General features: G+C 54.9%; 24 protein-coding genes. 8 read left to right on the top strand and 16 right to left on the bottom strand.

Annotated features, from left to right (window positions below):
- The first annotated feature begins 36 nt into the window (after positions 1–36).
- Genes fabB through IPN28_09610 form a run of 4 tightly spaced genes read left to right on the top strand, consistent with a single transcriptional unit; the run spans position 37 to position 3,094 of the window.
- Complete coding sequence (fabB, locus tag IPN28_09625; GenBank protein ID QQS56529.1) at positions 37–1,281, top strand: beta-ketoacyl-ACP synthase I; 1,245 nt, start codon at positions 37–39, stop codon at positions 1,279–1,281.
- Positions 1,282–1,305: 24 nt separating this feature from the next.
- On the top strand, positions 1,306–2,112 hold the full coding sequence (locus tag IPN28_09620; protein QQS58597.1) for an SDR family oxidoreductase: 807 nt from the start codon (positions 1,306–1,308) through the stop codon (positions 2,110–2,112).
- Between the two features lie 10 nt (positions 2,113–2,122).
- Positions 2,123–2,359 (top strand): hypothetical protein, encoded by a 237-nt coding sequence (locus IPN28_09615; GenBank protein ID QQS56528.1) that lies wholly within the window; start codon positions 2,123–2,125, stop codon positions 2,357–2,359.
- A 15-nt stretch (positions 2,360–2,374) separates the two neighbouring features.
- Complete coding sequence (locus IPN28_09610; protein ID QQS56527.1) at positions 2,375–3,094, top strand: M48 family metallopeptidase; 720 nt, start codon at positions 2,375–2,377, stop codon at positions 3,092–3,094.
- A 30-nt stretch (positions 3,095–3,124) separates the two neighbouring features.
- On the opposite strand, the gene IPN28_09605 is transcribed toward IPN28_09610, so the two are convergent.
- The 5 genes from IPN28_09605 to IPN28_09585 are packed head-to-tail and all read right to left on the bottom strand — an operon-like array spanning position 3,125 to position 7,189.
- A complete protein-coding gene (locus IPN28_09605) occupies positions 3,125–4,210 on the bottom strand; it encodes an acyltransferase (GenBank protein QQS56526.1) in 1,086 nt (361 codons plus the stop codon).
- Positions 4,191–5,312, bottom strand: coding sequence for an acyltransferase (locus IPN28_09600; GenBank protein QQS56525.1), 1,122 nt, complete (start codon positions 5,310–5,312; stop codon positions 4,191–4,193). Before IPN28_09600 ends, IPN28_09605 begins: the two co-directional genes overlap by 20 nt.
- Positions 5,313–5,339: 27 nt before the next feature.
- A complete protein-coding gene (locus IPN28_09595) occupies positions 5,340–6,083 on the bottom strand; it encodes a glycerophosphoryl diester phosphodiesterase (GenBank protein QQS56524.1) in 744 nt (247 codons plus the stop codon).
- Positions 6,067–6,678, bottom strand: a complete 612-nt coding sequence (locus IPN28_09590; protein QQS56523.1) for a hypothetical protein — start codon at positions 6,676–6,678, stop codon at positions 6,067–6,069. The genes IPN28_09595 and IPN28_09590 overlap by 17 nt, the downstream gene beginning before the upstream one ends.
- 43 nt (positions 6,679–6,721) lie before the next feature.
- Entirely contained in the window at positions 6,722–7,189 is a 468-nt protein-coding gene (locus IPN28_09585) for a hypothetical protein (protein ID QQS56522.1), read from the bottom strand.
- A gap of 160 nt (positions 7,190–7,349) precedes the next feature.
- Between IPN28_09585 and IPN28_09580 the strand changes: the two genes are divergently transcribed.
- Complete coding sequence (locus tag IPN28_09580) at positions 7,350–7,943, top strand: hypothetical protein (protein ID QQS56521.1); 594 nt, start codon at positions 7,350–7,352, stop codon at positions 7,941–7,943.
- An 85-nt stretch (positions 7,944–8,028) separates the two neighbouring features.
- Here IPN28_09580 and pnp read toward each other — a convergent pair whose 3' ends face one another.
- On the bottom strand, positions 8,029–10,176 hold the full coding sequence (gene pnp / locus IPN28_09575; GenBank protein ID QQS58596.1) for a polyribonucleotide nucleotidyltransferase: 2,148 nt from the start codon (positions 10,174–10,176) through the stop codon (positions 8,029–8,031).
- A gap of 326 nt (positions 10,177–10,502) precedes the next feature.
- On the opposite strand from pnp, the gene IPN28_09570 reads away from it, so the two are divergent.
- From IPN28_09570 to IPN28_09560, 3 genes are read left to right on the top strand one after another with little or no spacing between them, the layout of a single operon-like run.
- Positions 10,503–11,129, top strand: a complete 627-nt coding sequence (locus IPN28_09570) for a 2,3-bisphosphoglycerate-dependent phosphoglycerate mutase (protein QQS56520.1) — start codon at positions 10,503–10,505, stop codon at positions 11,127–11,129.
- Between the two features lie 39 nt (positions 11,130–11,168).
- Positions 11,169–11,606, top strand: coding sequence for a hypothetical protein (locus IPN28_09565; GenBank protein ID QQS56519.1), 438 nt, complete (start codon positions 11,169–11,171; stop codon positions 11,604–11,606).
- Between the two features lie 51 nt (positions 11,607–11,657).
- Positions 11,658–12,098 carry a hypothetical protein gene (locus IPN28_09560; GenBank protein QQS56518.1) on the top strand — a complete coding sequence of 147 codons (441 nt, stop codon included), beginning with the start codon at positions 11,658–11,660 and terminating at the stop codon, positions 12,096–12,098.
- A 188-nt stretch (positions 12,099–12,286) separates the two neighbouring features.
- Here IPN28_09560 and rpsO read toward each other — a convergent pair whose 3' ends face one another.
- From rpsO to lnt, 10 genes are all read right to left on the bottom strand, one after another.
- Positions 12,287–12,571, bottom strand: coding sequence for a 30S ribosomal protein S15 (rpsO, locus tag IPN28_09555; GenBank protein ID QQS56517.1), 285 nt, complete (start codon positions 12,569–12,571; stop codon positions 12,287–12,289).
- A gap of 19 nt (positions 12,572–12,590) precedes the next feature.
- Positions 12,591–13,526: a tRNA pseudouridine(55) synthase TruB gene (truB, locus tag IPN28_09550; protein QQS56516.1), complete on the bottom strand. Its 936-nt coding sequence runs from the start codon at positions 13,524–13,526 to the stop codon at positions 12,591–12,593.
- A 3-nt stretch (positions 13,527–13,529) separates the two neighbouring features.
- Positions 13,530–13,919 carry a 30S ribosome-binding factor RbfA gene (gene rbfA, locus IPN28_09545; GenBank protein QQS56515.1) on the bottom strand — a complete coding sequence of 130 codons (390 nt, stop codon included), beginning with the start codon at positions 13,917–13,919 and terminating at the stop codon, positions 13,530–13,532.
- A 37-nt stretch (positions 13,920–13,956) separates the two neighbouring features.
- On the bottom strand, positions 13,957–16,440 hold the full coding sequence (gene infB, locus IPN28_09540; protein ID QQS56514.1) for a translation initiation factor IF-2: 2,484 nt from the start codon (positions 16,438–16,440) through the stop codon (positions 13,957–13,959).
- Between the two features lie 87 nt (positions 16,441–16,527).
- Positions 16,528–18,060, bottom strand: a complete 1,533-nt coding sequence (gene nusA / locus IPN28_09535; protein ID QQS56513.1) for a transcription termination/antitermination protein NusA — start codon at positions 18,058–18,060, stop codon at positions 16,528–16,530.
- A gap of 10 nt (positions 18,061–18,070) precedes the next feature.
- Positions 18,071–18,568 (bottom strand): ribosome maturation factor RimP, encoded by a 498-nt coding sequence (locus IPN28_09530; GenBank protein QQS56512.1) that lies wholly within the window; start codon positions 18,566–18,568, stop codon positions 18,071–18,073.
- Positions 18,569–18,674: 106 nt separating this feature from the next.
- Positions 18,675–19,433: a tRNA (guanosine(46)-N7)-methyltransferase TrmB gene (gene trmB / locus IPN28_09525; GenBank protein QQS56511.1), complete on the bottom strand. Its 759-nt coding sequence runs from the start codon at positions 19,431–19,433 to the stop codon at positions 18,675–18,677.
- Positions 19,426–20,634, bottom strand: coding sequence for a methionine adenosyltransferase (locus tag IPN28_09520; protein QQS56510.1), 1,209 nt, complete (start codon positions 20,632–20,634; stop codon positions 19,426–19,428). The genes trmB and IPN28_09520 overlap by 8 nt, the downstream gene beginning before the upstream one ends.
- Positions 20,635–20,768: 134 nt before the next feature.
- Positions 20,769–21,230 (bottom strand): helix-turn-helix domain-containing protein, encoded by a 462-nt coding sequence (locus tag IPN28_09515; protein QQS56509.1) that lies wholly within the window; start codon positions 21,228–21,230, stop codon positions 20,769–20,771.
- A gap of 143 nt (positions 21,231–21,373) precedes the next feature.
- On the bottom strand, positions 21,374–22,936 hold the full coding sequence (gene lnt / locus IPN28_09510) for an apolipoprotein N-acyltransferase (GenBank protein QQS56508.1): 1,563 nt from the start codon (positions 22,934–22,936) through the stop codon (positions 21,374–21,376).

Genomic DNA, 22,936 nt, shown 5'->3' with positions numbered 1-22,936 from the left:
CCCGTGGGATAGACACATACACTTAGGGACGTTGTTATGACAGGTTCAGGGCGGCGCGTGGTCGTCACAGGCATGGGGATTGTTTCCTGCATCGGGAATTCGGTGGAGGCCGTGCTGGACTCCCTTAAAGCCGGACGGTCGGGGATCGTGGCGGCGCCTGAGTATGCGGCCATGGGTTTTCGCAGCCAGATTCACGGGCGGCCCGATATCGTTCTGGAGGAACACATCGACAAGCGCCTGTTCCGCTTTATGGGCGACGGGGCGGCTTATAATCATCTGGCGATGGAGCAGGCCGTCAGGGATTCCGGTCTGGAGCCGGAGGACGTCAGTCATCCGCGCACGGGAATCGTGATGGGATCAGGCGGGCCTTCGACACGGTCGCAGGTCGCCGCTGCCGATATCGCCCGTGAGAAGGGACCGAAGCGCGTGGGGCCGTTTGCCGTTCCCAAATGCATGAGTTCGACAAACTCCGCGACGATTGCCACAAATTTCAAGATCAAGGGTGTCAATTATTCCATATCCTCGGCTTGTTCGACGTCGGCGCATTGCATCGGCAACGCGGCGGAGCAGATATTGCTCGGCAAGCAAGATGTTATGTTCGCAGGCGGCGGGGAAGAACTGGACTGGACTTTGTCCGTGCTGTTCGATGCGATGGGGGCGATGTCGTCGAAGTATAACGCCACGCCGGAAAAGGCGGCCCGCGCCTATGATGCCAACCGCGACGGGTTTGTGATCGCCGGGGGCGGCGGTGTGATCGTTCTGGAGGAACTGGCTCATGCCAAGGCCCGCGGGGCGAAGATTTATGCCGAGGTCGCCGGGTACGGCGCGACGTCCGACGGGGCCGACATGGTGGCGCCGAGCGGCGAGGGGGCCGTGCGCTGCATGGAGCAGGCGCTTTCGACCGTTTGTGAGCGCGCTCCGGTTACCTATATCAACGCGCACGGAACTTCGACACCCATCGGCGATATCACGGAGCTGGATGCTATCCGCGAGGTTTTCAAAAAGCGGGATCAGGATGTTCCCGCGATCAGCGCGACCAAGTCCATGACCGGACATTCGCTGGGGGCGACGGGGGTGCAGGAGGCGATTTATTGTCTGCTGATGCTTGGGCATAATTTTATCGCGCCGAGCATCAATATCGAGACTCTGGACGAGGGGGCGAAGGGGTTGCCGATCGCGCAACAGCGGATCGACAATGTCCGGCACCAGACATTGATCTCCAATAGTTTCGGGTTTGGCGGTACGAATTGCACGCTGGCGTTCAGCCGTTTTGAAGGGTAGGAGTCGGCGATGGTCAAGGATTTGATGAAGGGTAAGAAGGGTCTGGTCATGGGTGTGGCCAATGACCATTCCATCGCTTGGGGTATGGCCGAGGCGCTGCATCAGGCCGGGGCCGAGATGGCGTTTACCTATCAGGGGGATGCGTTTGGGAAGCGAGTGAAGCCCTTGGCCGAGAGTATCGGCGCGAAAATCCTGATTGATTGCGATGTGCAGAAGGAAGAGGATCTCGACCGGGTTTTTGCCACGCTCAAGAAAGAATGGGGCACGATGGATTTCCTGATTCATGCCATCGCCTATTCCAACAAGGAGGAGTTGCAGGGGCATTATGTGGATACCACGCTCAGCAATTTCCTGCAGACTATGCATATCTCCTGTTATTCCTTCACCTCCATCATGCGGCGGGCGAAGGATATGATGAGCGAAGGCGGGTCGGCGGTGACTCTTACGTATTACGGGTCGATGAAAGTCATGCCCAATTATAACGTCATGGGCGTTGCGAAGGCGGCGCTTGAGGCTTCGGTACGGTATCTGGCGGCCGATCTTGGTCCGCCGACGGATCAGCACAAGAGTATCCGGGTGAACGCCATTTCCGCGGGACCGATGCGGACGCTGGCCGGGGCGGTCATCGGCAGTGCGCGCAAGACGTATAAATATAACATCGTGACTTCGCCGCTGCGGAAGCCTGTGGATTTGCAGGATCTCGGGGGGACTGCGCTTTATCTTCTGTCCGATCTTTCGAACGCCGTGACCGGTGAAGTGCATTATGTGGATTGCGGGTTCAATGCCGTGGGGATGCCGCTGCATGAGCAGTTGAAGGATCTGGCGGGGTAGGGGGAGGTAAATGGGCAACCTTATCGACCCGAAGGAAAGACTGCTTTTAATTATTTTGCTCGTTCTTGCTACTGCTGTCTGGGGTATTCTTATTTTCGTCACAAAAGGTGTTTTCCTAGCGGTTATACCTGTGATGTATCTACTCACAACACTTATTCAGTCAGGTTTCATCTCCTATCTACGCGGGGCCGGAGCGATTGTTTCCAAGGAGCAGTATCCTGACTTGTATGAACATTATTCGGAATGATGCCGTAAGCTGAAGATGAAAAAAGAGCCCGTCTTGGTCATTATTAACGGGAACGGGATACTGAATGCGTTTGCAACGAAATTTCTCCGTACCCATTATGTCGTGCTTTATTCCAATATCGTCGATGCCATGGATGACCATCCAGGGGCGATCAAGTTTTATATGGGGCATGAACTCGGACATATCAGCAGAAAGCATTTGTTATGGATGCCCTATCTGACCTCTGTCAGCTTTCTTCCCCTAATTGGTGCAGCGTATTCGCGGGCCCGCGAGCGAACCTGCGATAATTTTGGTTTGTATTGCTGTGCCTCTAAAGATGATTCCGTGCGCGGAATGGCCGCTCTCGTTGTCGGGGTAAAACGCTGGAAAACGCTTAACATCGATGCCCTCGTCAAGCAAGCACAGGCCATGAGAGGTTTCTGGATGTCTTACCATGAGCTTATTTCCGATTATCCATGGACGGTCCGCAGGCTATTATCTTTGCATGGCGAGGAGACGAGGAAAAAAATCCCCCGGCGCAATATTTTTGTCTGGTTGTTTGTTCTTATTACGCCGCGGCTTAATCTGATGTCGATTATGATTTTATATATCGCGATTATCGGGGGTGCTGAGTATGCAAAGTTTAATAAGACGTTAACAGGCCTCCCTGAAGCTCAGATCCAAAACAGCAGCCAAGGTTCTAAAAGCTACGGTGAGCCTGAACACTTTGATCAATGGTTAATTGAAGAGCCTTAGAAACCGGGCTGATCATTGCCGTCACTCTATTCATCCGAATTTTTTATTGATGTATTTTCTCGCCGGGGTTTCGATCAGCGCGTAGCTGAGCATTGCTACCGGAAGCACCAGCAGCAAGGCCAGAAAGAGCAGAGCCATTTCCGTTTCGTCGGAGAGGGGCAGAAGCTTGATCAGAGAGAGTGTTATCTCTAGCATCGGGATGTGGAGAAGGTAGACGGAATAGGATATTTCGCCCAGGTACGCTGCCTTATCCGAGGACAGAGGCCAGTCATAGTTTTGGCGGGCTTGCTCGGCTCCTAAAAGTATAATCACCCCGAAGGTCAGGACGATCCAGAAATCGGGGCTAAGAGTGCCCAGAAGAACCAGCAGAAGACCGGATACGGCAAAAAATGACCAGCGGCGGTATGCGCGTACTTCGTATTCTTTTCCCAGTAGATAGAGCCATATCCCGCCAATGAATTCCGGGACGATCCGCAGGATGCCGAAGTCAAAATCCAGGCGGGTTAGCGGTTTACCAAGTAAAAACGTTGCCGCTGACCAGCAGGCGGAGATAGCCAGAAGGGCCAACAGGGCGTTCATTCTCAACGACAGGCGGCTCATGATTACGAGCAGGACAGGGAAGAGAAGGTAGGCGAACCATTCGGCGCTGATCGACCAGGACGGGCCGTTGATGGAAATCAACCCAAAATCCCACCACGCATGAAAGCACATAAGGTAGACGAATAAGGATTGCATAGTCAGAGGGGGTTCGGGTGCAGGGGTGACTCCTGCAAGATAGAAACCGTAAAGCTGAGTCAGCGCGATGGTAAAGGCCAGAAGATAGGCAGGGTATATTCTGGCGATCCGCCGGATGTAAAAATTTCTTATCGAAAGCGTGCCGTTCTTTAGTTTTTCCAGATAGACATGAGTGAGGACAAAGCCGCTCAGGATAAAAAAGAAATCCACGCCGAGGTAGAGTTTTGAAATGATGGGAACGCTCTCCGCCAGATCCGGGGCGGCGTTTTCGATGATAATCATGCAGCAATGGTGGAAGGCTACGGCATAGGCCGCCCAGAAGCGTAGCGAAGTCAGGACCGGAAGGATTTCCGGGTATTTTTTATCGGTTCTTTGCAGCATCACCCGTTGCCTTTTGCTCCGTGCCGGAGGGGGATATGCACCTTACAAGCCAATGCCTGCAAGGGCTTTCGATATATTTGTGCATAGCCATGGCCAAAAGCACCATAATGAGGGGCGCGGCGGCCCAGAAATAGCCCCAGATTTTTGAGTTTTCCTCAAGTCCCAAGCCTCGTTCGAGAATTGTATCGAAGACGATAAACATGAACGGATACTGGATCATGTACAGGCTGTAGGAGATTTCACCGAGATAGACCGAGGAATTTTCGAAGAGGAAATTTTTCTGCCCTGTTCTCGACAGCTCAGCGGTCGCGTATATCATGAACGCGAAGAGGGGAACGGCGATCCAGTCCCCGATTTCAAGAAGCAGTCCGCAAAAGAGCGCGACGACACATCCGCCCATGAAGACCTGTCCGCACCATTTCAAACTATATCTTAGAGAGAATAGATAGAGGCCGATGCCGATCATAAATTCGGGGAGTATTCTGGGCAGGCCGAAGACGGACATTTTGCTCAACGGCTGGCCCCAGAGCGGTTCGCTCACCAGCCATAGTGCGCCATAAAGCGTAAAAGAAAGCAGGAGCGAAAGTTCAGGTCTTCGGAGTCTCATGAAAACGGACATCAGAAACGGGAATAAAAGATAGGCAAAAAATTCGGCGCTGATGGTCCAGGAATAGCGATTGTAGGAGAGGTCCGCGGCCAGACTCCAGGACTGCACAAGAAAGAGGTTCTGAATGAAATCGCTGATCGTTGGCGGATTTTCAGCGGGCGGACCGTTTAACACGGCGTTGATGCCAAAGATCACCAGCATCAGGGCGAGCGTAAAGAGATGGATCGGGTAGATACGGGCGATCCGTTTAATCAAGAAATGCCTGTAGGCGAATGTTTTGCTCTCTAAAGCGCCGAGATAACAGTGCGCGAGGATGAAACCACTAAGGATGAAGAAAAAGTCTACGGCGAGGTAGCCCTTGGATAAGATCAGATCGACGGCGGGGCTGAAGAGAAAATGATAATGGAACAGGATAACATAAAAGACCGCGTAGAATCTCAGGGACGTCAGCCCTTCTATATCCTTCGGAAATTTTTTCTCCGTCCGAGTCAGCACGTGCCGTTATTCCTCTCGCTTACGTTCCTAATGTCTGGAAAAGAGGACATCCCTGATGATGTCCGGCGCATCGGAGAAGACGCCATCGACGCCCCAGCGCAGCAGGCGGCGGGCTTCCTCTACGTCATTCACCGTGTAGGCGAGAACGGGGAAACCTTTGTCGATGACCGCGTCGATTTCCTCGCGGGTGATGGTCTTCGCGTTGACGTTGATGGTGGAGACCTGAAGGAAATCGGCCAGTTCCTCCCAATTTTCAGGCCACTCCTCACCGATCAGCAGGCCGCGGGGCCAGTCCTGCGCCATTTCAAGTGCGGTTTCGAGGCTGACCAGCGAGAAGGAGGAGACGAGCAGGCGGCTGTGGTCGTCCCAGATTTGGGAGAGAATGTCGAGCGCGGCTTCGGCGGTTTCGCGCTCCCGGCCCGGGCAGGGTTTGATTTCTAGATTCAGCCCGAGGTTTCTTTCCAGAAGAACATCCAAAGCCTCCTCCAGCGTGGGGATACTGATTCCGGCGAAGGAATCCGCGAACCAGCTGCCGCATTCGAGTTCGCGCAAATCTTCGAGCGTTTTTTCCGCGACCGGGCCGGAGCCGTTGGTTGTGCGGTCGAGTGTGTCATCATGGAAAATTATGGGCACTTGGTCCTTTGTCAGTTTGACGTCCAGTTCCACCCATTCCACGCCCATGTCGGCGGCGGTGTGGATCCCCTCCAGCGTGTTTTCCGGCGCGTAGGCGGCGACCCCGCGATGGCCGATAATTTTAGGAAGTTTGATCATGGATTTCCGGGGCGGGCTGCTGCTGCGCCTTTTCGAGGGGTATGCCCATGAAGTGCGCGATTTTCTGGGCGAAGGCCAGGGCTTCGTCCTCCTGCCAGGCGTAAAAGGGTTTCAGGGAGGAGGGGTGGAGGGGAATACGCGTGGTCTCGTCCTTGCCGATCAGTTCGAAATGCCAGATGCTTTTTCTCTTTTGGCGTCTTCCGAGCATATCGAACTCGGGGTCTTTGTAGATCAGGAGGACTTGAAAGTCCTCAAATTTTTTTTTCCATCCCCGGCTGCCCCCCACCGCATGGGATTCATAGATCATCGAGTGGTTGATTTGCCGCAAGGTCAGGCTTTCGTGGGCGCTGAGGAAAGAAAACAGGGCGAGCAGAGCCACACCGCCCATAAGCATGAAGCCGCTGGACAGGGCGCCTTTGTAAATAACGGTGTCGGGCAGAGGGAAAATAATGAGCAGATAAAATCCCCAGATCAAGCCGCAGAGGGTCAGGCCCAGTATGATGCTGTAGGTGCGGTTGTTCCTGAACACCATCAGGTACTGGGATTCTTTTTCGAAGAACAGATTATAGATGTGGTTTTTCGGTAAAGCCCGCATACGCGGCAACGCCCCCTTGTTGAAGGGCGTTTTTCGCCCGCTTCTATATGGTATCCGCTTTTTCGAGGAGGGCCAAGCGCTCTTGTGCGGGGCCGTAACCCTGCAGGGCCGATTTTTTATAGTAATCGTGGGCCAGAGTCCGCGCTTCCAAGTTCTGGCCGGGCCTGTACAGGATAATGTCGGCCAGAGTCATCTGAGAGGCGGGGTGGCCGCTTTCGGCCAGTTCCTCGATCATTTCCCGGCCGGCCTTTGCGTAGACGGGGTCAAAAAAACCCTTTTGATAGAGGGACTTTGCAATCTTCAGTTTTCCATCGTTACCGCTGAAGAGGGCCATGGCCTGATGCTGGAGAATGTCGAACTGGAAGAGGGTGGGGGCTACGTCCGCGACCTTGATCGCCTTCTGGCGGATGCCCGCGTAAAGATAGACGGTTGTGGCGAAGAACGCCAAGCTGAAAACTAATGTGATTCCCAGAAAAATCCGGAATCCAAGACGCGCTTTCGAGATCGCCATAATTATCCCCATTTTTCTATTATACTTCATATATTGTGTTTATTTCGCTTTCTGTCCAGAAAAATCATTAATTTTTGTTAATGTTTGGTTTGGGGTTTGAAATATTCCTCCCGTCTGTGCTATTTTGGGCAATATAATTACAAACAAAAGGGGCTGAGCAATGGCGGACGGCATTAACTATCTTCAAAGTGTAGCGGCTTTACAGGCGCAGGAGAGCGCGGAGGATGCTACGGGCGGTCCCGCGGTTGTAAAAGCTGCTCCGCCTGTTACGCCTCCGGCCCAGGGGCCATCGGCCAAGCCTGTGATCGCGCTGGTGGACGATCTGGTCAAGGCTGCCAAGGCCGACGGCAAGGGGCATCAGCAGGTCGATGCGGCGATCGAGAAATTCTGCGATCAGCATTTTGCGTTGAATCCCGCGCAGGGCGAACGGGTCGAAGCCCTGCTTAAAATGGCCATTCATTCGGCACAGCAAGATGGGTTGACGCGCAACGAGGCTCTGGCCGCTATCAGTCAGGTCGGTCAGACCGTAAACCAGTCTCCTGCGCTTCCCGCCGAAGCCTATGTCGAGGCGGCAAAAGCTGCTGGCACGGAGTCGCATCTGGCCATGGGGATTGCCCGTTTTCTTGTGGAGATGGACGGGGGTAATGCACCGAAGCCTGCTGTTTCGGCCTCTTACGATCGCGGACTTGAGGTTCAAGGCGATGTCAGTGCCCGATATGGTCAGATGTCGAATGGGATCATTCAAAAACTTTAGGCCGCTAATTGTTCCCGTCTTTTTACGTCTATTAAAAAAGGAGGCCTAGGCCTCCTTTTCCTGTTCTTTCGCAGAAAAGCGAAGATCAGCCGTTGGCTTCTCTTCTTTTCTTGGGTTTGTCCTCGTAGGGGATTTCCTCGCCGGTTTCCTGATTCACGCGCTTCATGGAGAGCTTGACCTTACCGCGGTCATCCACGCCGATGAGCAGAACTTTGACCTGATCGCCTTCCTTGACGACATCGGTCGTTTGCTCGACGCGGCGGTCGGCGAGTTCGGAGATGTGGACGAGGCCGTCCTTCGCGCCCATGAAATTAACAAACGCGCCGAAGTCCACGGTCTTGACGACCTTGCCATCGTAGATTTTGCCGATTTCTGGTTCGTCGGTGATGTTGCGGATCAGTTTGATCGCCTTTTCGATGGCTTCGCCGTTGGCGGCGGCGACCTTAATCGAGCCGTCATCCTCGATGTCGATCTTGGTTCCGGTCAGCTCGATGATCTCGCGGATCACCTTGCCCCCCGTGCCGATCACTTCGCGGATCTTGTCGGTGGGGATTTTGATCTGGACGATCTGCGGGGCGTACTGGCTGAGTTCGCCGCGGGATTGCTCCAGCGCCTTGTTCATTTCCGCAAGGATGTGAATCCGGCCATCTTTTGCCTGGGCGAGGGCGATTTTCATGATTTCCTCGGTGATCGAGGTGATCTTGATGTCCATCTGCAGGGCGGTGATGCCGTTTTTGGTTCCCGCGACCTTGAAGTCCATGTCGCCGAGATGGTCTTCATCGCCGAGAATGTCGGAGAGAACGGCGAATTCGGAGTCTTCCTTAATGAGGCCCATAGCAATCCCGGCGATGGGTTGTTTCAGGGGCGCCCCGGCATCCATCAGCGCCAGAGACGTTCCGCAGACTGTGGCCATCGAGGAGGAGCCGTTGGATTCGGTGATCTCGGAGACCACGCGCATCGTATAGGGGAAAGCTTCAGGATCGGGCAAGAGCGGGTGTATCGCTCTCCATGCCAGTTTTCCGTGGCCGATTTCGCGGCGACCCGGTGCGCCCATGCGGCCGCATTCGCCGACCGAGTAGGGCGGGAAGTTGTAATGCAGCATGAAGCGTTCCTTGTATTCGCCTTCGAGCGCGTCGATGATCTGCTCATCCTGTCCGGTGCCCAGCGTGGCCACGACCAATGCCTGCGTCTCTCCACGGGTGAAGAGGGCGGAGCCGTGCGTTCTTGGGAGGATGCCGACTTCGGCGACGATCGGGCGGACGGTTTTGGTGTCGCGTCCGTCGATGCGGCTGCCGGTTTTCAGGATCTGGCCGCGGACGACGTCGGCTTCCAGAGACTTGAATTTGGCCGTGATGACGTTGGCGTCGATTCCGTTTGCCTCATCTGTGAAGGCTTCGATGGCGGCCTGGCGCACGGCGTCGACTGCATTGCGGCGTTCGAGCTTGTTCAGGATTCCGTAAGCTTTCGCGACATCCTTGGCGTATTTGCTTTTCAGAGAACTTTCCAGCTTCTGGATCGGAGCCGGAGTTTCTGGGACATCCCATGGGTCTTTGGCGCACATTTCGGCAAAGCCGATAATGCCGTTGATGACGGGCTGGAACGCTCTCCAGCCTTCCATGACGGCGCCGAGCATAATGTCTTCGGGGAGTTCATTGGCCTCGGATTCGACCATCAGGACGCCTTCCTGCGTTCCGGCGACGACGAGATCAAGGTTGCTGTCCTTGACTTCCTGCATGGTCGGGTTGACGACATACTGGCCGTTGGTGTAGCAGACGCGGGCGCCGCCGATGGGACCGAAGAAGGGGATGCCGGAGATCGTGAGCGCCGCCGAGCAGCCGATCATGGCGACCATATCGGGGTCGTTTTCAAGATCGTGGGAGATTACAGTTGCCACCACCTGCACTTCGTTGAGGAAGTTTTTCGGGAAGAGGGGGCGGATCGGGCGGTCGATCAGGCGTGAGGTCAAAGTTTCCTTTTCGCTCGGCCGGGCTTCGCGCTTAAAAAAGCCGCCCGGGATTTTTCCGGCGGCGAAGGTTTTTTCCTGATAGTGGACGGAGAGGGGGAAGAAATCCTGCCCTTCCTTGACGGTCTTGCTGGCGGTGACGCAGCACAGGACGACGGTGTCGCCCATGCTGGCGAGGACAGAGCCATCGGCCTGCCGCGCAAATTTTCCGGATTCCAGTGTCAGGGTTTTTCCGGCGAAATCGATTTCTTTTCTGTAGACATTAAACATCAGACTTTTTTCCTTTTTCATAGTCATCTGTGGTCCGTTCCCAAATGGAACAGACGGGTTAGCGATTCAAAGCTTTCGGGGTGGGGGCTTCGGTGGACTATGAAAGGCGGACATCTCCGCCCTTTATGGTCAACCGTGAGCCGCGCGCCCTTTCGGGCTTTGCAAACCGTGACAGTCATGGCATTTACAAGGGTAAAAGTCAAAGATTACTTCGGTTTTTGAGAGAAAAAGCCGTGAATTGAGCTTTTTTTACCAAGCGGATTGATCCTTATGGGAAAAGCTTTTATAAGTGCCCACGCTGGTTTTACTTCTAAAAAGGAGCCTTTATGAAAAGCACCCTTGTCCTGCTCCGCCATGGGCAGAGCGATTGGAACCTTCAAAACCGATTTACGGGCTTCAAGGATATCGACCTGACCGATGAGGGACGGGCGGAAGCCGCCGAGGCGGGACGAAAGATCAAGGCGGCGGGCATCCGGTTCGATCAGGTTTTCACCAGCACTCTGAAACGGGCCAATAACACGGCACGGCTGGCGTTGGAGAATGCCGGACAGCCGGAACTGATCAAAACCATGATCGCGCATGACGATCTGCGTGAGCGCGATTACGGCGACCTGACCGGGCTGGACAAGGACGAGACCCGCAAGAAGTACGGCGAGGAGCAGGTTCATATCTGGCGACGGTCCTATGACGTGCGCCCGCCGGGGGGCGAGTGCCTTCAGGACGTGGTGGAGAACCGGGTGCGGCCCTATTATGAAGCGAAGATCAAGCCGCTGGTGCTGGCGCGCAGAAATATCCTGGTCGTGGCGCATGGAAACTCCCTGCGTGCCATGCTGATTATCCTTGGCGCCGAAACGCCGGAAAGCATCAACGATGCCGAGTTTCCGACAGGCGTGCCGCTGGTGTTCGAGCTGGAGAGCGGGATTATCAAGGATCGGTATTTCCTTTCATCGTAATCTTTTGACATAAGCAGTCTATCGCTTTAGGTTGTGCTTATGGCTCTTACGAAGATTTTTACTTATCAGCAGCCTCATGAGTTTGAGGATCGGCAAAAGATTCTGGACCGCCAGAAGACGCTTCTTGAGGGTTTTTCCGTGACGCTGGGGCAGGGCGATGAGGCTGTCTTGCGGGTTTTGAACGAGTATGGGGAAATCGGGCAGTTGGAGCGTGGTTTTCATGCTCCAGAAGATTGCCGATCTCTGTATGATGCTCTCAAGGGTGCCGGATATGAAGAAAATGTGCAGCTCGGTGAATATTTTAATGCCAAGGATTCCGGACAGATCGCCGTTTATCTGATCGGGCAGGCGATGGTCGATTTGAAAGAGGGCCAACCACCGTCCGGGATTTTTGTGGTTCGCAGCAGTTTGGCCCTGAACGGTGTCGAGCCTTCTGAGTGGCAGCACGTTATTAACCGTGAGATCATTATGGTTTAGGCAAGCTTTAAACAGTTTGACATAAGCCAAATAATTCGATTAGTTTCTCTTATGACCCTGACAAAGATTTTTACATTTGCACAGCCCAACGATGAAGCGGGAACGGAAGAGATCCTTTCCCGGCAAGAGGAGATTGTCGGCGATATTGCCGAAACCTTTCAGGGTGGCGAGGAGAGCGTCCTGCGGGCGCTGAACGAGTATGCGGAAATCGGCAGGCTTGGGCAGTATTTTCATTCGAAGCGGCAGTGTCTGATTCTTTTCGGGGCGCTGCACGGGGCAGGTTACAAGGCCGGGGCGAATACGGAAGCGGATTTCAAGCCGGATGATCCCAAAAACGTTGCCCGTTACCTGATCGGGCAGGCGATGAACGATCTTGGGGCCGGAAACCCGCCTTCGGGGACTTTCATCACGCAAAGCAGTCTGGCGCTGAATGCGGTCCATCCTTCGAAATGGCGGGATACTGTCGATGCTGAAATGAAGGCGGGTCTTTAATTCAACAAATATTTTTTGGGGAGCGTGGGGTGTCTAAAGGGCGTCATATGCCCTCCGGGGCTGTTAGTGTCGGTCAGGTTGACCGAGGATATTTCTTTGAGACCCATACGATGTAAGATTGCTTAGGCCAATCAATAGAAAAAGGCGGCTTGGGCCGCCTTTTGGATTCTGCTGTTCTACCGTATTTATCAGCGGCGGATGTTCAGACCGTCGATCAGCTTTTTGTAGCGGTCTTCGTCCTTGGATTTCAGGTAATCCAGAAGCTTTCTGCGCTTGGCGACCATGAAGAGCAGGCCGCGGCGGCTGTGTATGTCCTTGGGGTGGCGATTCATGTGTTCGGACAGCTCGTTGATGCGCTGGGTCAGCACGGCGACCTGGACTTCGGGGGAGCCGGTATCGTCCTTCCCGGTTTGGTATTTCTTGATGAGTTCCGCCTTGGACATGGCGGTTGCACTTGCAGCATTACTCGACATCGTAGCCTCCTATTGTTTTCTAAAGGTTGAATACACGTACGGGACGGATTTCCGGTCCGCGGTTTTCTACAAGCGCCACGGGGGCGCCGTTGAGAACCGCGAGAGCCTCCCTGTCTTCCTGTCCGCCCAGCCCCTCTCGCGTCAGCCGCGAAAAATCGGGTTTCGAGATGAAGAGCAGAACCTGCCCGCTTCTCAGTTTTGCCGCTTCCTCCTGTTTTACGGGCAGGGCCGGGATGTCGTCCAGCACCGCCTGAAGGGGCAGCAAAGCCTCGTTAAGGGCCGCACCGTAGTCCATCTTTTCCAGAAAGTCCAGAGAAATTGCGTTCTCCAGCGTGAGGGGGCCGACGGCGTCCCGCCGCAGGGATTTCACATAGCCGAAGGTGCCCAGTTCAAGGGCCATATCGCGGACGAGGGAGCGGACGTAGGTGCCCTTGCCGCAGACCATGCGGAAATCGGCCTCATCCGGGCGGGCGGCGATGAGTTCGAGGCTTTCGATATAGACCTCCCGTGGTTTCATCTCCGGGGTTTCGCCGCTGCGGGCGAGGTCGTAGGCGCGCTGGCCGTCAATTTTTATGGCGGAGTAGGCGGGGGGTGTCTGGAGGATGTCGCCGATAAAGTCCTGCAGAACGTCCAGGATGTCGTCCTGAGTGGGTCTGTTTGTGCCGGTGGCAACGATTTGCCCCTCGGCGTCGTCGGTGTCGCGCTGTTCGCCCCAGGCGGCGGTGAAGCTGTAGGTCTTTAACGCGTCCTGAATGAAGGGAATGGTTTTGGTGGCTTCGCCCATAGCGATAGGCAGAATTCCGGTGGCCAACGGATCAAGCGTTCCGGCGTGGCCGATTTTCTGCGGATTGAACACGCGGCGGATGCGGCCGATGGCCTGGGTCGAGGTCAATCCTGCGGGTTTGTCGAGGTTGATCCATCCGCTGACCGGCTCGCCTCTTTTCTTGCGGGCCACGGGTCAGTCTCCGGCTTTTTTTTCAGAAGGGGTGCCGCGCAATAGTTCCTCGATCCTTTGCGCCTGATCGAAGGAGTCGTCGGTCACGAAGCGGATTTTCGGGGTGAATTTCAGATTTGACTGACGCCCTATATCCTTTTGAAACACCCGGGCTTCGTCATTCAGCGCCTCAAGAATGGCTTCGACCTGTTTGCCGCCCAAGGTCATTACGTAAGCCCGTGCGTGTTTAAGGTCCGGGCTCGGGCGGACCTCGGTGATGGTCACAAGTCCGGCTTCCTCGATCAGGATTTCGCTTTGGAAATGTCCGCGCTGGAGGGTTTCGCTGAGGATGTGGCGGATTTGCTCTCCTACGCGGAGTTGGCGCTGCGATGGCTCGGAGGTGCGGTGCTTCATGGCGGGAATCCTACTCTGTTTTGCGGCGCGGAGGCTTTTACGCCAGGGTGCGCTCTTCCTCAACCAACTCATAGCATTCGATGACATCGCCTTCCTTGATGTCGTCGTAGCTTTCGAAGGCCATGCCGCATTCGGTGCCCTCTCTGACATCCTTGACTTCGTCCTGGAAGCGTTTGAGGGTTTTGAGCATTCCCTCATGGATCACCACGTCGTCGCGCAGCAGGCGGACCTTGGCGCCGCGCTTGACGTTGCCGATGCTGACCACACAGCCGGCGACCTTCCCAACTTTCGTGATGTTGAAGACCTGCTTGATGAGCGCCTGACCGAGGTAGTTTTCGCGGATGTGCGGCGAGAGCATTCCCGACAGGATCGCCTTTGCGTCATCGACGACATTGTAAATAATGTTGTAGTAGCGGATATCAACGCCCTCGCGCTGGGCCAGATTGCGGGCTTGGACGTTGGCGCGGACGTTAAAGCCGATGATGACGCCCTTGGAGGCCTTGGCCAGAATGACATCGGACTCTGTGATACCGCCGACGCCGGAGTGCAGGATCTGGACTTCGATATCCTTGTTCTCCTCGACAACTTTCTTGAGGGATCCGGCGATAGCCTCGACCGAGCCGTGGACGTCGGCCTTGATCAGGACGGGCAGGCGGGTCTTGTCTCCGGCCTGTTTCTGCTGGAGGATATCCTCCATGGTCGTCCGGCTCTTGACGGCCAGGGCGGCCTGGGATTCCTTGATCTTTCTCTGGCGGTAGCTTGCGATTTCGCGGGCGCGGGATTCGTCCTTGACGACATAGAAGGAGTCGCCCGCCACGGGCGCGGATTCGGAGCCGATGACTTCTACGGGCTGACCGGGGGCCGCTGTCGTAATATTCTGTCCCTTGTCGTCGATCATGGCGCGGACTTTTCCTATCGTCGCTCCGGCCACGAAAATGTCCCCGACCTTGAGTGTGCCCTTCTGGACCAGAACCGTTGCAACCGGACCACGGCCCTTTTCAAGTTTCGATTCGATCACGAACCCCTCGGCATCACGGTTTGCGTTGGCCTTCAATTCAAGGATTTCAGCCTGGATCAGTATGGCCTCCTCAAGCTTATCCAGATTCATTTTTTTCTTGGCCGAGACTTCAACACACTGCACCTCGCCGGACAGTTCCTCGACGATAATCTCGTGCTGGAGGAGATCCTGCTTGACCTTCTGAGGTTTTGCGTCCGGCAGATCGACTTTGTTGATCGCAATGATAATCGGAACATTCGCGGCCTTGGCGTGACTGATCGCCTCAATCGTCTGGGGCATGATGCTGTCGTTCGCGGCGACCACGATTACAACGATATCTGTGACGTTTGCGCCGCGGGCGCGCATCTCGGTGAAGGCCGCATGGCCGGGGGTATCCAGAAAAGTAATTTTTTCGCCGGATGACATTTGCACCTGATAGGCGCCGATATGCTGGGTAATCCCTCCGGCTTCTCCCGAAACTACATCGGTCGAGCGCAGGGCATCGAGAAGTGAGGTTTTGCCGTGATCGACGTGGCCCATGATCGTGACGACCGGAGGCCGGGGCTGCCTGTGCTCATCAAGGTCTTCCTGTCCACCCAGTCCGATTTCAACGTCGGCGTCGGTCACGCGTTTTGTTTTGTGGCCGAATTCTCCGATAATCAGCTCCGCCGTATCTGCGTCTATGGTCTGTGTGATTGTCGCCATTACGCCGAGTTTCATGAGCGCTTTGACCACTTCTCCACCGGGTTCAGCCATGCGGATCGCCAGTTCCTGAACGGTAATCGTTTCAGGAAGAATGATCTCCTTGGAGGTTTTTTGCTGAGGTGTCTGAAAAGGTTGAGCGGCGAGGCGGGCCTTTTCCCGTGCACGTCTTTGGGCGGCGAGGCTGGGGCCGCGGTCGCGCTCGAAATCCTCGTTCAGCGCCTGATTTACGGTCAGCCTGCCCCGGCGGCGATCATCCACGACCTTGTTGGCGTTGGGCTTGGCCTGGGCCTTCTTGAGCTTGTCACGGAAGCTTTCCTCGGTCTCCTCATCCATCCCCTTTTTGTATTTTTTGACGTCGGGGGCTTTTTTGGCATCGTCGCCGATGCCCGGTTCAATAACGAGGTCCGGTTTATCTGTTTTCGCAGTTTTTGAGGGCGCCTTTTCGGATTCTTCTCTTTTTACTTCGGCTGCCTGTGCCTTGACATCCTCAAGGGTTGTCACGCGCCGCTTGGGCAGCTCTTTCTTTTTTCCTTCCCCGGAAAGCGCCTGCTGTAATGCTCTTGCCCGGGATTCTCTTTCCTCATCGGTGAGTTGCAGAGGCTCTTTCTTTTCAGACGAAGATTTTTCGTCTGCAGGATTTTTGCGCTTGCGGCGCACTTCCACGGCCACCGAGGGCGCACCGCGTCCACCGGACGTCATACTTGTCCGTGGCGGGGGGGCGCTTGCCTTGCCAAGACTCAGAGTTTTTCCTGAAAGACTCAGGGTCTTTCCTTCCTTTTCCTCTTTGCCTTCGTTGTCTTTTTTAGTCGGTTCCGTCATTTTTTTTCCTAAATCTCAGGCTTCTGGTATACACCACTCGACCTGCGGAATACAATTATTCCGCAAACCAGAGCGAGAAAATAGCCGTCAGTCCGCTGTTTCCTGTGCGTTTTCTTCCTGCGCCTTGTTTTCGTCTGCAAACCAGTGTTCGCGAGCTTTCATAATCGCCGCGTTTGCATCCGTCAAAGTGATCGAATCCGCACCAAGAAGCTCAACCAGTTCGTCTCCGGCGAGGTCGGCAAGATCGTCGAGGGTCTTGATGCCTTTTTCCCCCAGCTTCACAATCTGATTGGGCAGCAGGCCTTCTGCGTCCATAAGGTTGTCGGCAATCCCGAGTTCGGATTGTTTGACCTTAAGCTCTTCCGCCTGTTTCCGGAGCCAGCTTCTTGCGCGGTTCTGTAGTTCGGTTGAAATTTCAACCTCGAAGCCCTCGATCTCGTTGAGTTCGTCGATCGGGGTTTCGGCGATTTCCTCAACCTTGGTAAAGCCTTCGGCGACCAGAAGATGAGCAATGACATCGTCCACGTCCAGAGCCTCGATGAATAGAGCGGAACGGGTCTTGAATTCGTCGGTGCGGCGCTGAGATTCCTCGGCCTCAGTCATGATGTCGATATCCCAGCCGGTCAGCATGGAGGCGAGGCGCACGTTTTGTCCCCGGCGGCCGATGGCGAGGCTGAGCTGTTCATCAGGGACGACGACGTCCATTCTGTTTCTTTCCTCGTCGAGGACGACCTTGGTTACGGTGGCGGGCTGCAAAGCGCTGACCACAAAGGAGGCGATATCGTCTGACCAGGGTATAATGTCGATTTTTTCGCCGTGGAGTTCACCAACCACCGCCTGCACACGGCTGCCGCGCATTCCCACGCAAGCGCCGACCGGGTCGATCGAGCTGTCGCGTGAGATGACGGCAATTTTGGCGCGGCTGCCCGGATCACGGGCGACGCGTCTGATTTCGATGATCCCATCGTAGATTTCGGGCACTTCCTGCATGAACAGCTTGGCCATGAATTCTGGATGGCTGCGGGAAAGGAAAATCTGTGGGCCTCTGGGTTCCTCGCGGACTTCGTAGATAATGGCGCGGATACGGTCGCCCGTGTTCAGCGACTCACGGGGAATGCCCTCATCGCGGCGGAGGAGGCCTTCGGCGCGGCCCTGAATGTCCACGATGACGTTGCCGTATTCGACGCGCTTGACGATGCCGTTGACGATCTCGCCGACGCGGTCCTTGAATTCCTCGTACTGGCGGGAACGTTCGGCCTCGCGGACTTTCTGCATGATGACCTGTTTGGCGGTCTGAGCGGCGATGCGGCCGAAATCGAGCGGGGGCAGGTCGTCAATCAGAAACTCGCCGGGTTGCGCGTCCGGCTTGATCTTGCGGGCTTCGGCAAGGGTCAGCTGGGACACTTCGTTTTCCATGATTGCGGCTATGTCCAGAACCTCGCGGAAACGCTTGAGGTTGATCATGCCCGTCCGGCGGTCGATCTCGGCGCGGATGTCCTGCTCGTAGCCGTATTTCGAGCGTCCGGCCTTCTGGATCGCTTCCTCCATCGCCTTGATGACGATTTCACGGTCTATGTTTTTTTCGCGTGCTACCGTGTCCGCAACCTGCAACAGTTCCATGTTTTTTCTCCTACATTTGAGCCGCAGCTTTAATCAGTTTATCCGTCAGTACCAATTTCGCCTTTGTCAGTTCCGACAAGGGGAGTTCTACCTGTCCGCGGTCGGTTTCGACCAGGACGTTTTTATCCTGCAATCCTTTCAGCACTCCGCGGAAACGGCGCTGGCCGTTTTCCAGAGGCGTCGCGATTTCCAGTTTCGCCTCGTAGCCCTTGTAATGTTCGAAATCTGCGGCCTGCACCAAAGGGCGGTCGATGCCGGGGGAGCCGACCTCCAGCCTGTATTTGCCCTCGATCGGGTCTTCGACGTCGAGAAGGGCGGAGAGCGAACGGCTAATCGTTGCCGCATCCTCGACACCGAGATTACGGGTTCCGGGATCCTGCGCCAGAACCTGGACGGTTTTGGTTCCGCCCTCGCCGATCACGCTGGCCAGTACAAGCTGGAAGCCGAGGTCTTCGATGACCGGCTGCATCAAGAGTGTCAGTTTTTGTTCCAAGGGTGTTCTTTTCATTCTTCGTCAGTGCTTCGTTTCGGAACTAAAAAAGGCGGGTCTCTTTATGAGCCCACCGTCCTTTATCAGACCGGAATTTACGGGGAATATAGGCTTTTCGGCAGCACTAGGCAAGTGGTTTTTGAGGGGTTTCGTCTTTTTTGCGGAAAAAGAGATAGGACATTTTTTTGGCGTTTTTGGCGCCTTTGGTCTCGTAGCGGGTCTTGATCCAATCCTCAGGGGGTACCTGCCAATCTTCTGATTTTCTTGCCGTCCATTCAAATCCGGGATGCAGGCTGGCCTGTGTCACCATCCATTCGGCCATGGGTTCGACATCGCTGGTCATGACCAGAAGACCGCCGGGCTTGAGTAGGCGGTGGAAAATATCCAGATTTTTACGGTTCACGATCCGGCGCTTTTGGTGGCGGGTCTTGTGCCAGGGATCGGGGTTGAGGATATAAATTCCATCGAGGGTATCATCCGCCAGAGCGCGGGCCAGAATCAGGGCGTCATCCATCAGGACGCGCACGTTGTCCATGGGCGCGGCGTCCACCTCCGATAAAAAGGCGGCCATGCCGTTGAGGAAGGGTTCGGCGCCTAAAAAAGCTGTCTGCGGATTTTTTCTTGCCAGGGCGATTAGGTGTTCACCATAGCCGAAGCCGATTTCAAACCAGACAGAAGAAAAATTCCTGTTGAAAAGGGAGGATGGTTGGAGCGCTCCCGGAGATCTGAGTTTTTCGTGCGGGATAGATAGAACTGGCAGCCAGCGTTCCAGTGCTTCCTTTTTTTGGGCGCTCAGAGGTCTGCCGATCCGCCTGCCAAAAAGACTCCGCCTTTGGGGGGCGGAGTCTCTGGATTCAGGTTCGTTGTGTTCTGAACTAGCCAATGATCTTTTGCAGGTCTTTGACGAGGTCCAGCTTTTCCCATGAGAAGCCGCCATCGGGCTCGGGCTCACGGCCAAAGTGGCCGTAGGCCGAGGTTCTGGCATAGATCGGGCGGTTGAGCTTCAGATGCTCGCGGATGCCACGGGGGCTGAGATCGACCAGTTTTTGAAGGGCGCTGATGATCACAGACTCGGGGGCTGTGCCCGTTCCATGGGTGAACAGATAGGTCGAGAGAGGCTTGGATACGCCGATCGCGTAAGAGAGCTGGATCGTGCAGACCTCGGCATAACCCGCCGCGACGATGTTCTTCGCCAGGTAGCGGGCCGCGTAGGCCGCTGAACGGTCCACCTTCGTGGGGTCCTTACCGGAGAATGCGCCGCCGCCGTGGGGGGCCGCGCCGCCGTAAGTGTCCACGATGATTTTGCGTCCGGTCAGGCCGCAGTCGCCGACAGGGCCGCCGATGACGAAGCGTCCGGTCGGATTGACGTAGAATTCCTCCTCCGGGCACATCCAGCTTTCATCCGGGAGAACCGCGAGGACGTGAGGACGAACGATTTCCTTCATCTGTGCTTGCGTCAGGCCATCCTTATGCTGCGTGGACACCACGATCGAGGTGGCGCGGACGGGTTTGTCGTCACGGTATTCGAGGGTCACCTGCGATTTCGCGTCGGGTTCGAGTTCGGGAGACGCGCCGGAGTGGCGGGCCTCGGCGAGGGAACGCAGGATCGCATGGGAGTAGTGCAGCGTTGCGGGCATCAGCGCATCGGTTTCGCGGCAAGCGTAGCCGAACATAATTCCCTGGTCGCCCGCGCCTTCGTCCTTGGTTGCGGCAGAGTCTACACCCTGCGCGATGTCTGCGGACTGTTTGTGCAGCTTGACCTGAACATTCACGGTCTTCCAGTTGAAGCCCTCCTGCTCGTAGCCGATTTCGCGGATGGCCTTGCGAGCGACGGCTTCGATGTCGTCTTTCGTAATGCTGTCGGGGCCGCGGGTTTCACCGGCGATAACCACCGTGTCGGTTGTGACGAGCGTTTCGCAAGCCACGCGGGAGTGGGGGTCGTGGGTCAGGTAGTGGTCGAGAACCGCATCGGAGATGCGGTCGCAGACCTTGTCCGGGTGACCTTCGGAGACGGATTCGCTTGTGAAAAGGTAATCCTTAAGCCTATCAGGCTCGGCGGCCGGGTTGGCAGCGTTTTTCTTCATGGTAGCTGTTCCTGCTTTTGACATCGTCGTTTCTCTTCCTTTTGTGAAACTTGTCTTGATAAGATTCTTAACAAAAATTGACAAGCACCCTAATCCATGCGGGGCTGGAAATACAAGCTTAATCGTGTTCAGGGCTATGTTTTTTCGCTTTGGCTTTTTGCCATGGATTTGAGTATTTTGAGGAATGTTTTGCGCATTTCCGGGTCGGGAACGGCGTAGTAGCTCCTCAGAAGTATCAGTGATTCCTTGCGAACAAAGACGTCTGCCGGCATTGAGTCATCCAAAGGCTCTTGGTTACTGTCAGAAAATCCAGTCTTTTTACCTTGGGTTTCATAACCTATAGTATCCTCGGCACCCTCGAAGAAAAAACCAACGGGAACCTGCAGGACTTTACTGAATTTCAGAAGCCGGCTTGAACTGATGCGGTTTGTACCGCGCTCGTATTTCTGGACCTGCTGAAAGGTGATGCCGACGCTTTCGGCGAGCTTTTCCTGGCTCATTGACAAAAGGATGCGGCGCGATTTTAAACGCTGGCCTACGAACCTATCGACGTTATCAGGAACGCCCTTTGTTTTTCTTGTTTTTTGAGCTTTCATATTCAAATTCGTTTGACCTTAATAGATTATATACTCTATCGGTTGATAAGAACTGTTCATCTGGACTTAAATTCCTAAGACCCTAGATACAGTATGACTACACACGTATGCAACAAATCTTAAGTATATCTAAAAAAAAATACTCAATCATGATTTGCATGGCTATCAGTGGTGACTTTTAGAAAATAAGAAATAATCAGGGTTAGAAGTATCATACCAATACTTAAGTATGAGATGTAATTTTTTTTCTTAAGACTTTGCGGCAGATTGATTCGCAGCGTTTTTTTCTCATAAAGTTCTGTTCTTGATATTATTTTTCCATGGGGATCTATTACGCCGCTGAAGCCGGAGTTCGCGACTCTTATTACCGGAATGCCTTCCTCTATCGCGCGGAACCTGGCCTGCGCGAAATGCTGGTACGGGCCGGCGCTGATGCCGTACCAGCTATCGTTCGTCACATTGATGATGGCGTCAGGCCTTGCTTCGCCGTTTGCCAGTACGTGGTTGGGAAAAATGATTTCGTAGCAGACCAGGGGACTGAAGGAGAAGCCCTCGGAAACCGAAAGCGTTTGCGGGCCGGGGCCGCTTTTAAAGCCGCTGAAGCCCACTACCGGGGAGAGGGGGAGAATCTCCTGCAGCGGCATATATTCGCCGAAGGGGACGAGGTGGAATTTGTTGAAGGTCTGGACGATTTCGCCGTCCCTGTTATAAGTCACGAGGCTGTTATGGTAGCCTTTTTCGTCAAGGCTGCGGGTCACTGCCCCGGAGAGAAGGAACGCCGTTTCCGGATAATATTGCAGCGCTTGTGCGATCATGCCTTTGGCATCGGGGTGGGCCGTAAAGGGCAGGGGGATCGCAGTTTCCGGCCAGATTACATAGGTCGTCTTGACGCTTTTTGGCGCGGTTAATCCTTCGCTTTCCGTTAAATCCAGATGGGTATTAAAGTGCTGGGGCAGAAGGTCGGCGGTCCATTTTTCCGACTGGCTGATATTGGGTTGAACGAGGACAAACGATATATCGTCGCGGTCGATCGAGGGTGTTTTGAGCCTGTTCACGCCAAAAAGGAGGCTGGCGACAAAAGTCAGAATCAGAACTCCGGCGACGGACATTTTTTTTGCTGTGTCGGCCTTGTAAATGAACATGAACCCTGCCGCCGAGGCCCAGAGGATGGTCAGGGCGGTCAGAAAATAAACATCCGAGAAGGAGGCTATTTGGGCGACCGGAAGGAAGCCCGCCCACGTATAGCCGAAGAGATTCCAGGGGAATCCGGTCAGGATATTTCCGCGCAGCCATTCGAAGAGCGAGAGGCTTGCCGTAAACCCGAGAAAGCCCGGAAGCGTGAAGGGATCGTAAAGCTTGCGCCAAAGATAAACAGCAAAGGCGGGGAAAAAGCCTAGCAGCGCGGGTAAGACTGTCAAAGCGAGCGGGTAAGCCCATGCGTATTCGTTGCCCTCGACCAGAAGGGCGTTGCCGATCCAGTACAGACCGAACACAAAATACCCGAAGCCGAAGGACCAGCCATACAGGAAGGCTACTTTTCCTTCTGATCCCGCGGAGAGAAGGACGTAAAGGCTGCTGAGCGTGAACAATAAAACGAAGGGCCATTCGTAAGGCGCCATCGCCAAAACCGAAAGGCCGCCCAGAGCAAAAGCGATTGCCGCGCTGACAATCTTATCCGATTTTTTTTTGTGACCCTCAGGTGTCAT

This window comes from Alphaproteobacteria bacterium (assembly GCA_016699735.1).
In the GTDB taxonomy this organism is placed as follows: Bacteria; Pseudomonadota; Alphaproteobacteria; order Micavibrionales; family Micavibrionaceae; genus JAGNKE01.
Note: the sequence above shows the minus strand (reverse complement) of the source record. Positions and strands in the feature narration are given on the sequence as shown.

What these genes read in the sequence shown, in the direction of transcription:
- IPN28_09595 (QQS56524.1), bottom strand. Translation starts at nt 6,083, where the DNA reads ATGATCAAACTTCCTAAAATTATCGGCCATCGCGGGGTCGCCGCCTAC.
- rbfA (QQS56515.1), bottom strand. Translation starts at nt 13,919, where the DNA reads ATGAAGCACCGCACCTCCGAGCCATCGCAGCGCCAACTCCGCGTAGGA.
- IPN28_09560 (QQS56518.1), top strand. Translation starts at nt 11,658, where the DNA reads ATGACCCTGACAAAGATTTTTACATTTGCACAGCCCAACGATGAAGCG.
- rpsO (QQS56517.1), bottom strand. Translation starts at nt 12,571, where the DNA reads ATGTCGAGTAATGCTGCAAGTGCAACCGCCATGTCCAAGGCGGAACTC.
- fabB (QQS56529.1), top strand. Translation starts at nt 37, where the DNA reads ATGACAGGTTCAGGGCGGCGCGTGGTCGTCACAGGCATGGGGATTGTT.
- IPN28_09580 (QQS56521.1), top strand. Translation starts at nt 7,350, where the DNA reads ATGGCGGACGGCATTAACTATCTTCAAAGTGTAGCGGCTTTACAGGCG.
- nusA (QQS56513.1), bottom strand. Translation starts at nt 18,060, where the DNA reads ATGGAACTGTTGCAGGTTGCGGACACGGTAGCACGCGAAAAAAACATA.
- lnt (QQS56508.1), bottom strand. Translation starts at nt 22,936, where the DNA reads ATGACACCTGAGGGTCACAAAAAAAAATCGGATAAGATTGTCAGCGCG.
- IPN28_09570 (QQS56520.1), top strand. Translation starts at nt 10,503, where the DNA reads ATGAAAAGCACCCTTGTCCTGCTCCGCCATGGGCAGAGCGATTGGAAC.
- IPN28_09515 (QQS56509.1), bottom strand. Translation starts at nt 21,230, where the DNA reads ATGAAAGCTCAAAAAACAAGAAAAACAAAGGGCGTTCCTGATAACGTC.
- IPN28_09530 (QQS56512.1), bottom strand. Translation starts at nt 18,568, where the DNA reads ATGAAAAGAACACCCTTGGAACAAAAACTGACACTCTTGATGCAGCCG.
- IPN28_09620 (QQS58597.1), top strand. Translation starts at nt 1,306, where the DNA reads ATGAAGGGTAAGAAGGGTCTGGTCATGGGTGTGGCCAATGACCATTCC.
- pnp (QQS58596.1), bottom strand. Translation starts at nt 10,176, where the DNA reads ATGTTTAATGTCTACAGAAAAGAAATCGATTTCGCCGGAAAAACCCTG.
- IPN28_09610 (QQS56527.1), top strand. Translation starts at nt 2,375, where the DNA reads ATGAAAAAAGAGCCCGTCTTGGTCATTATTAACGGGAACGGGATACTG.
- IPN28_09590 (QQS56523.1), bottom strand. Translation starts at nt 6,678, where the DNA reads ATGCGGGCTTTACCGAAAAACCACATCTATAATCTGTTCTTCGAAAAA.
- IPN28_09615 (QQS56528.1), top strand. Translation starts at nt 2,123, where the DNA reads ATGGGCAACCTTATCGACCCGAAGGAAAGACTGCTTTTAATTATTTTG.
- IPN28_09520 (QQS56510.1), bottom strand. Translation starts at nt 20,634, where the DNA reads ATGAAGAAAAACGCTGCCAACCCGGCCGCCGAGCCTGATAGGCTTAAG.
- IPN28_09605 (QQS56526.1), bottom strand. Translation starts at nt 4,210, where the DNA reads ATGCTGCAAAGAACCGATAAAAAATACCCGGAAATCCTTCCGGTCCTG.
- infB (QQS56514.1), bottom strand. Translation starts at nt 16,440, where the DNA reads ATGACGGAACCGACTAAAAAAGACAACGAAGGCAAAGAGGAAAAGGAA.
- IPN28_09585 (QQS56522.1), bottom strand. Translation starts at nt 7,189, where the DNA reads ATGGCGATCTCGAAAGCGCGTCTTGGATTCCGGATTTTTCTGGGAATC.
- IPN28_09565 (QQS56519.1), top strand. Translation starts at nt 11,169, where the DNA reads ATGGCTCTTACGAAGATTTTTACTTATCAGCAGCCTCATGAGTTTGAG.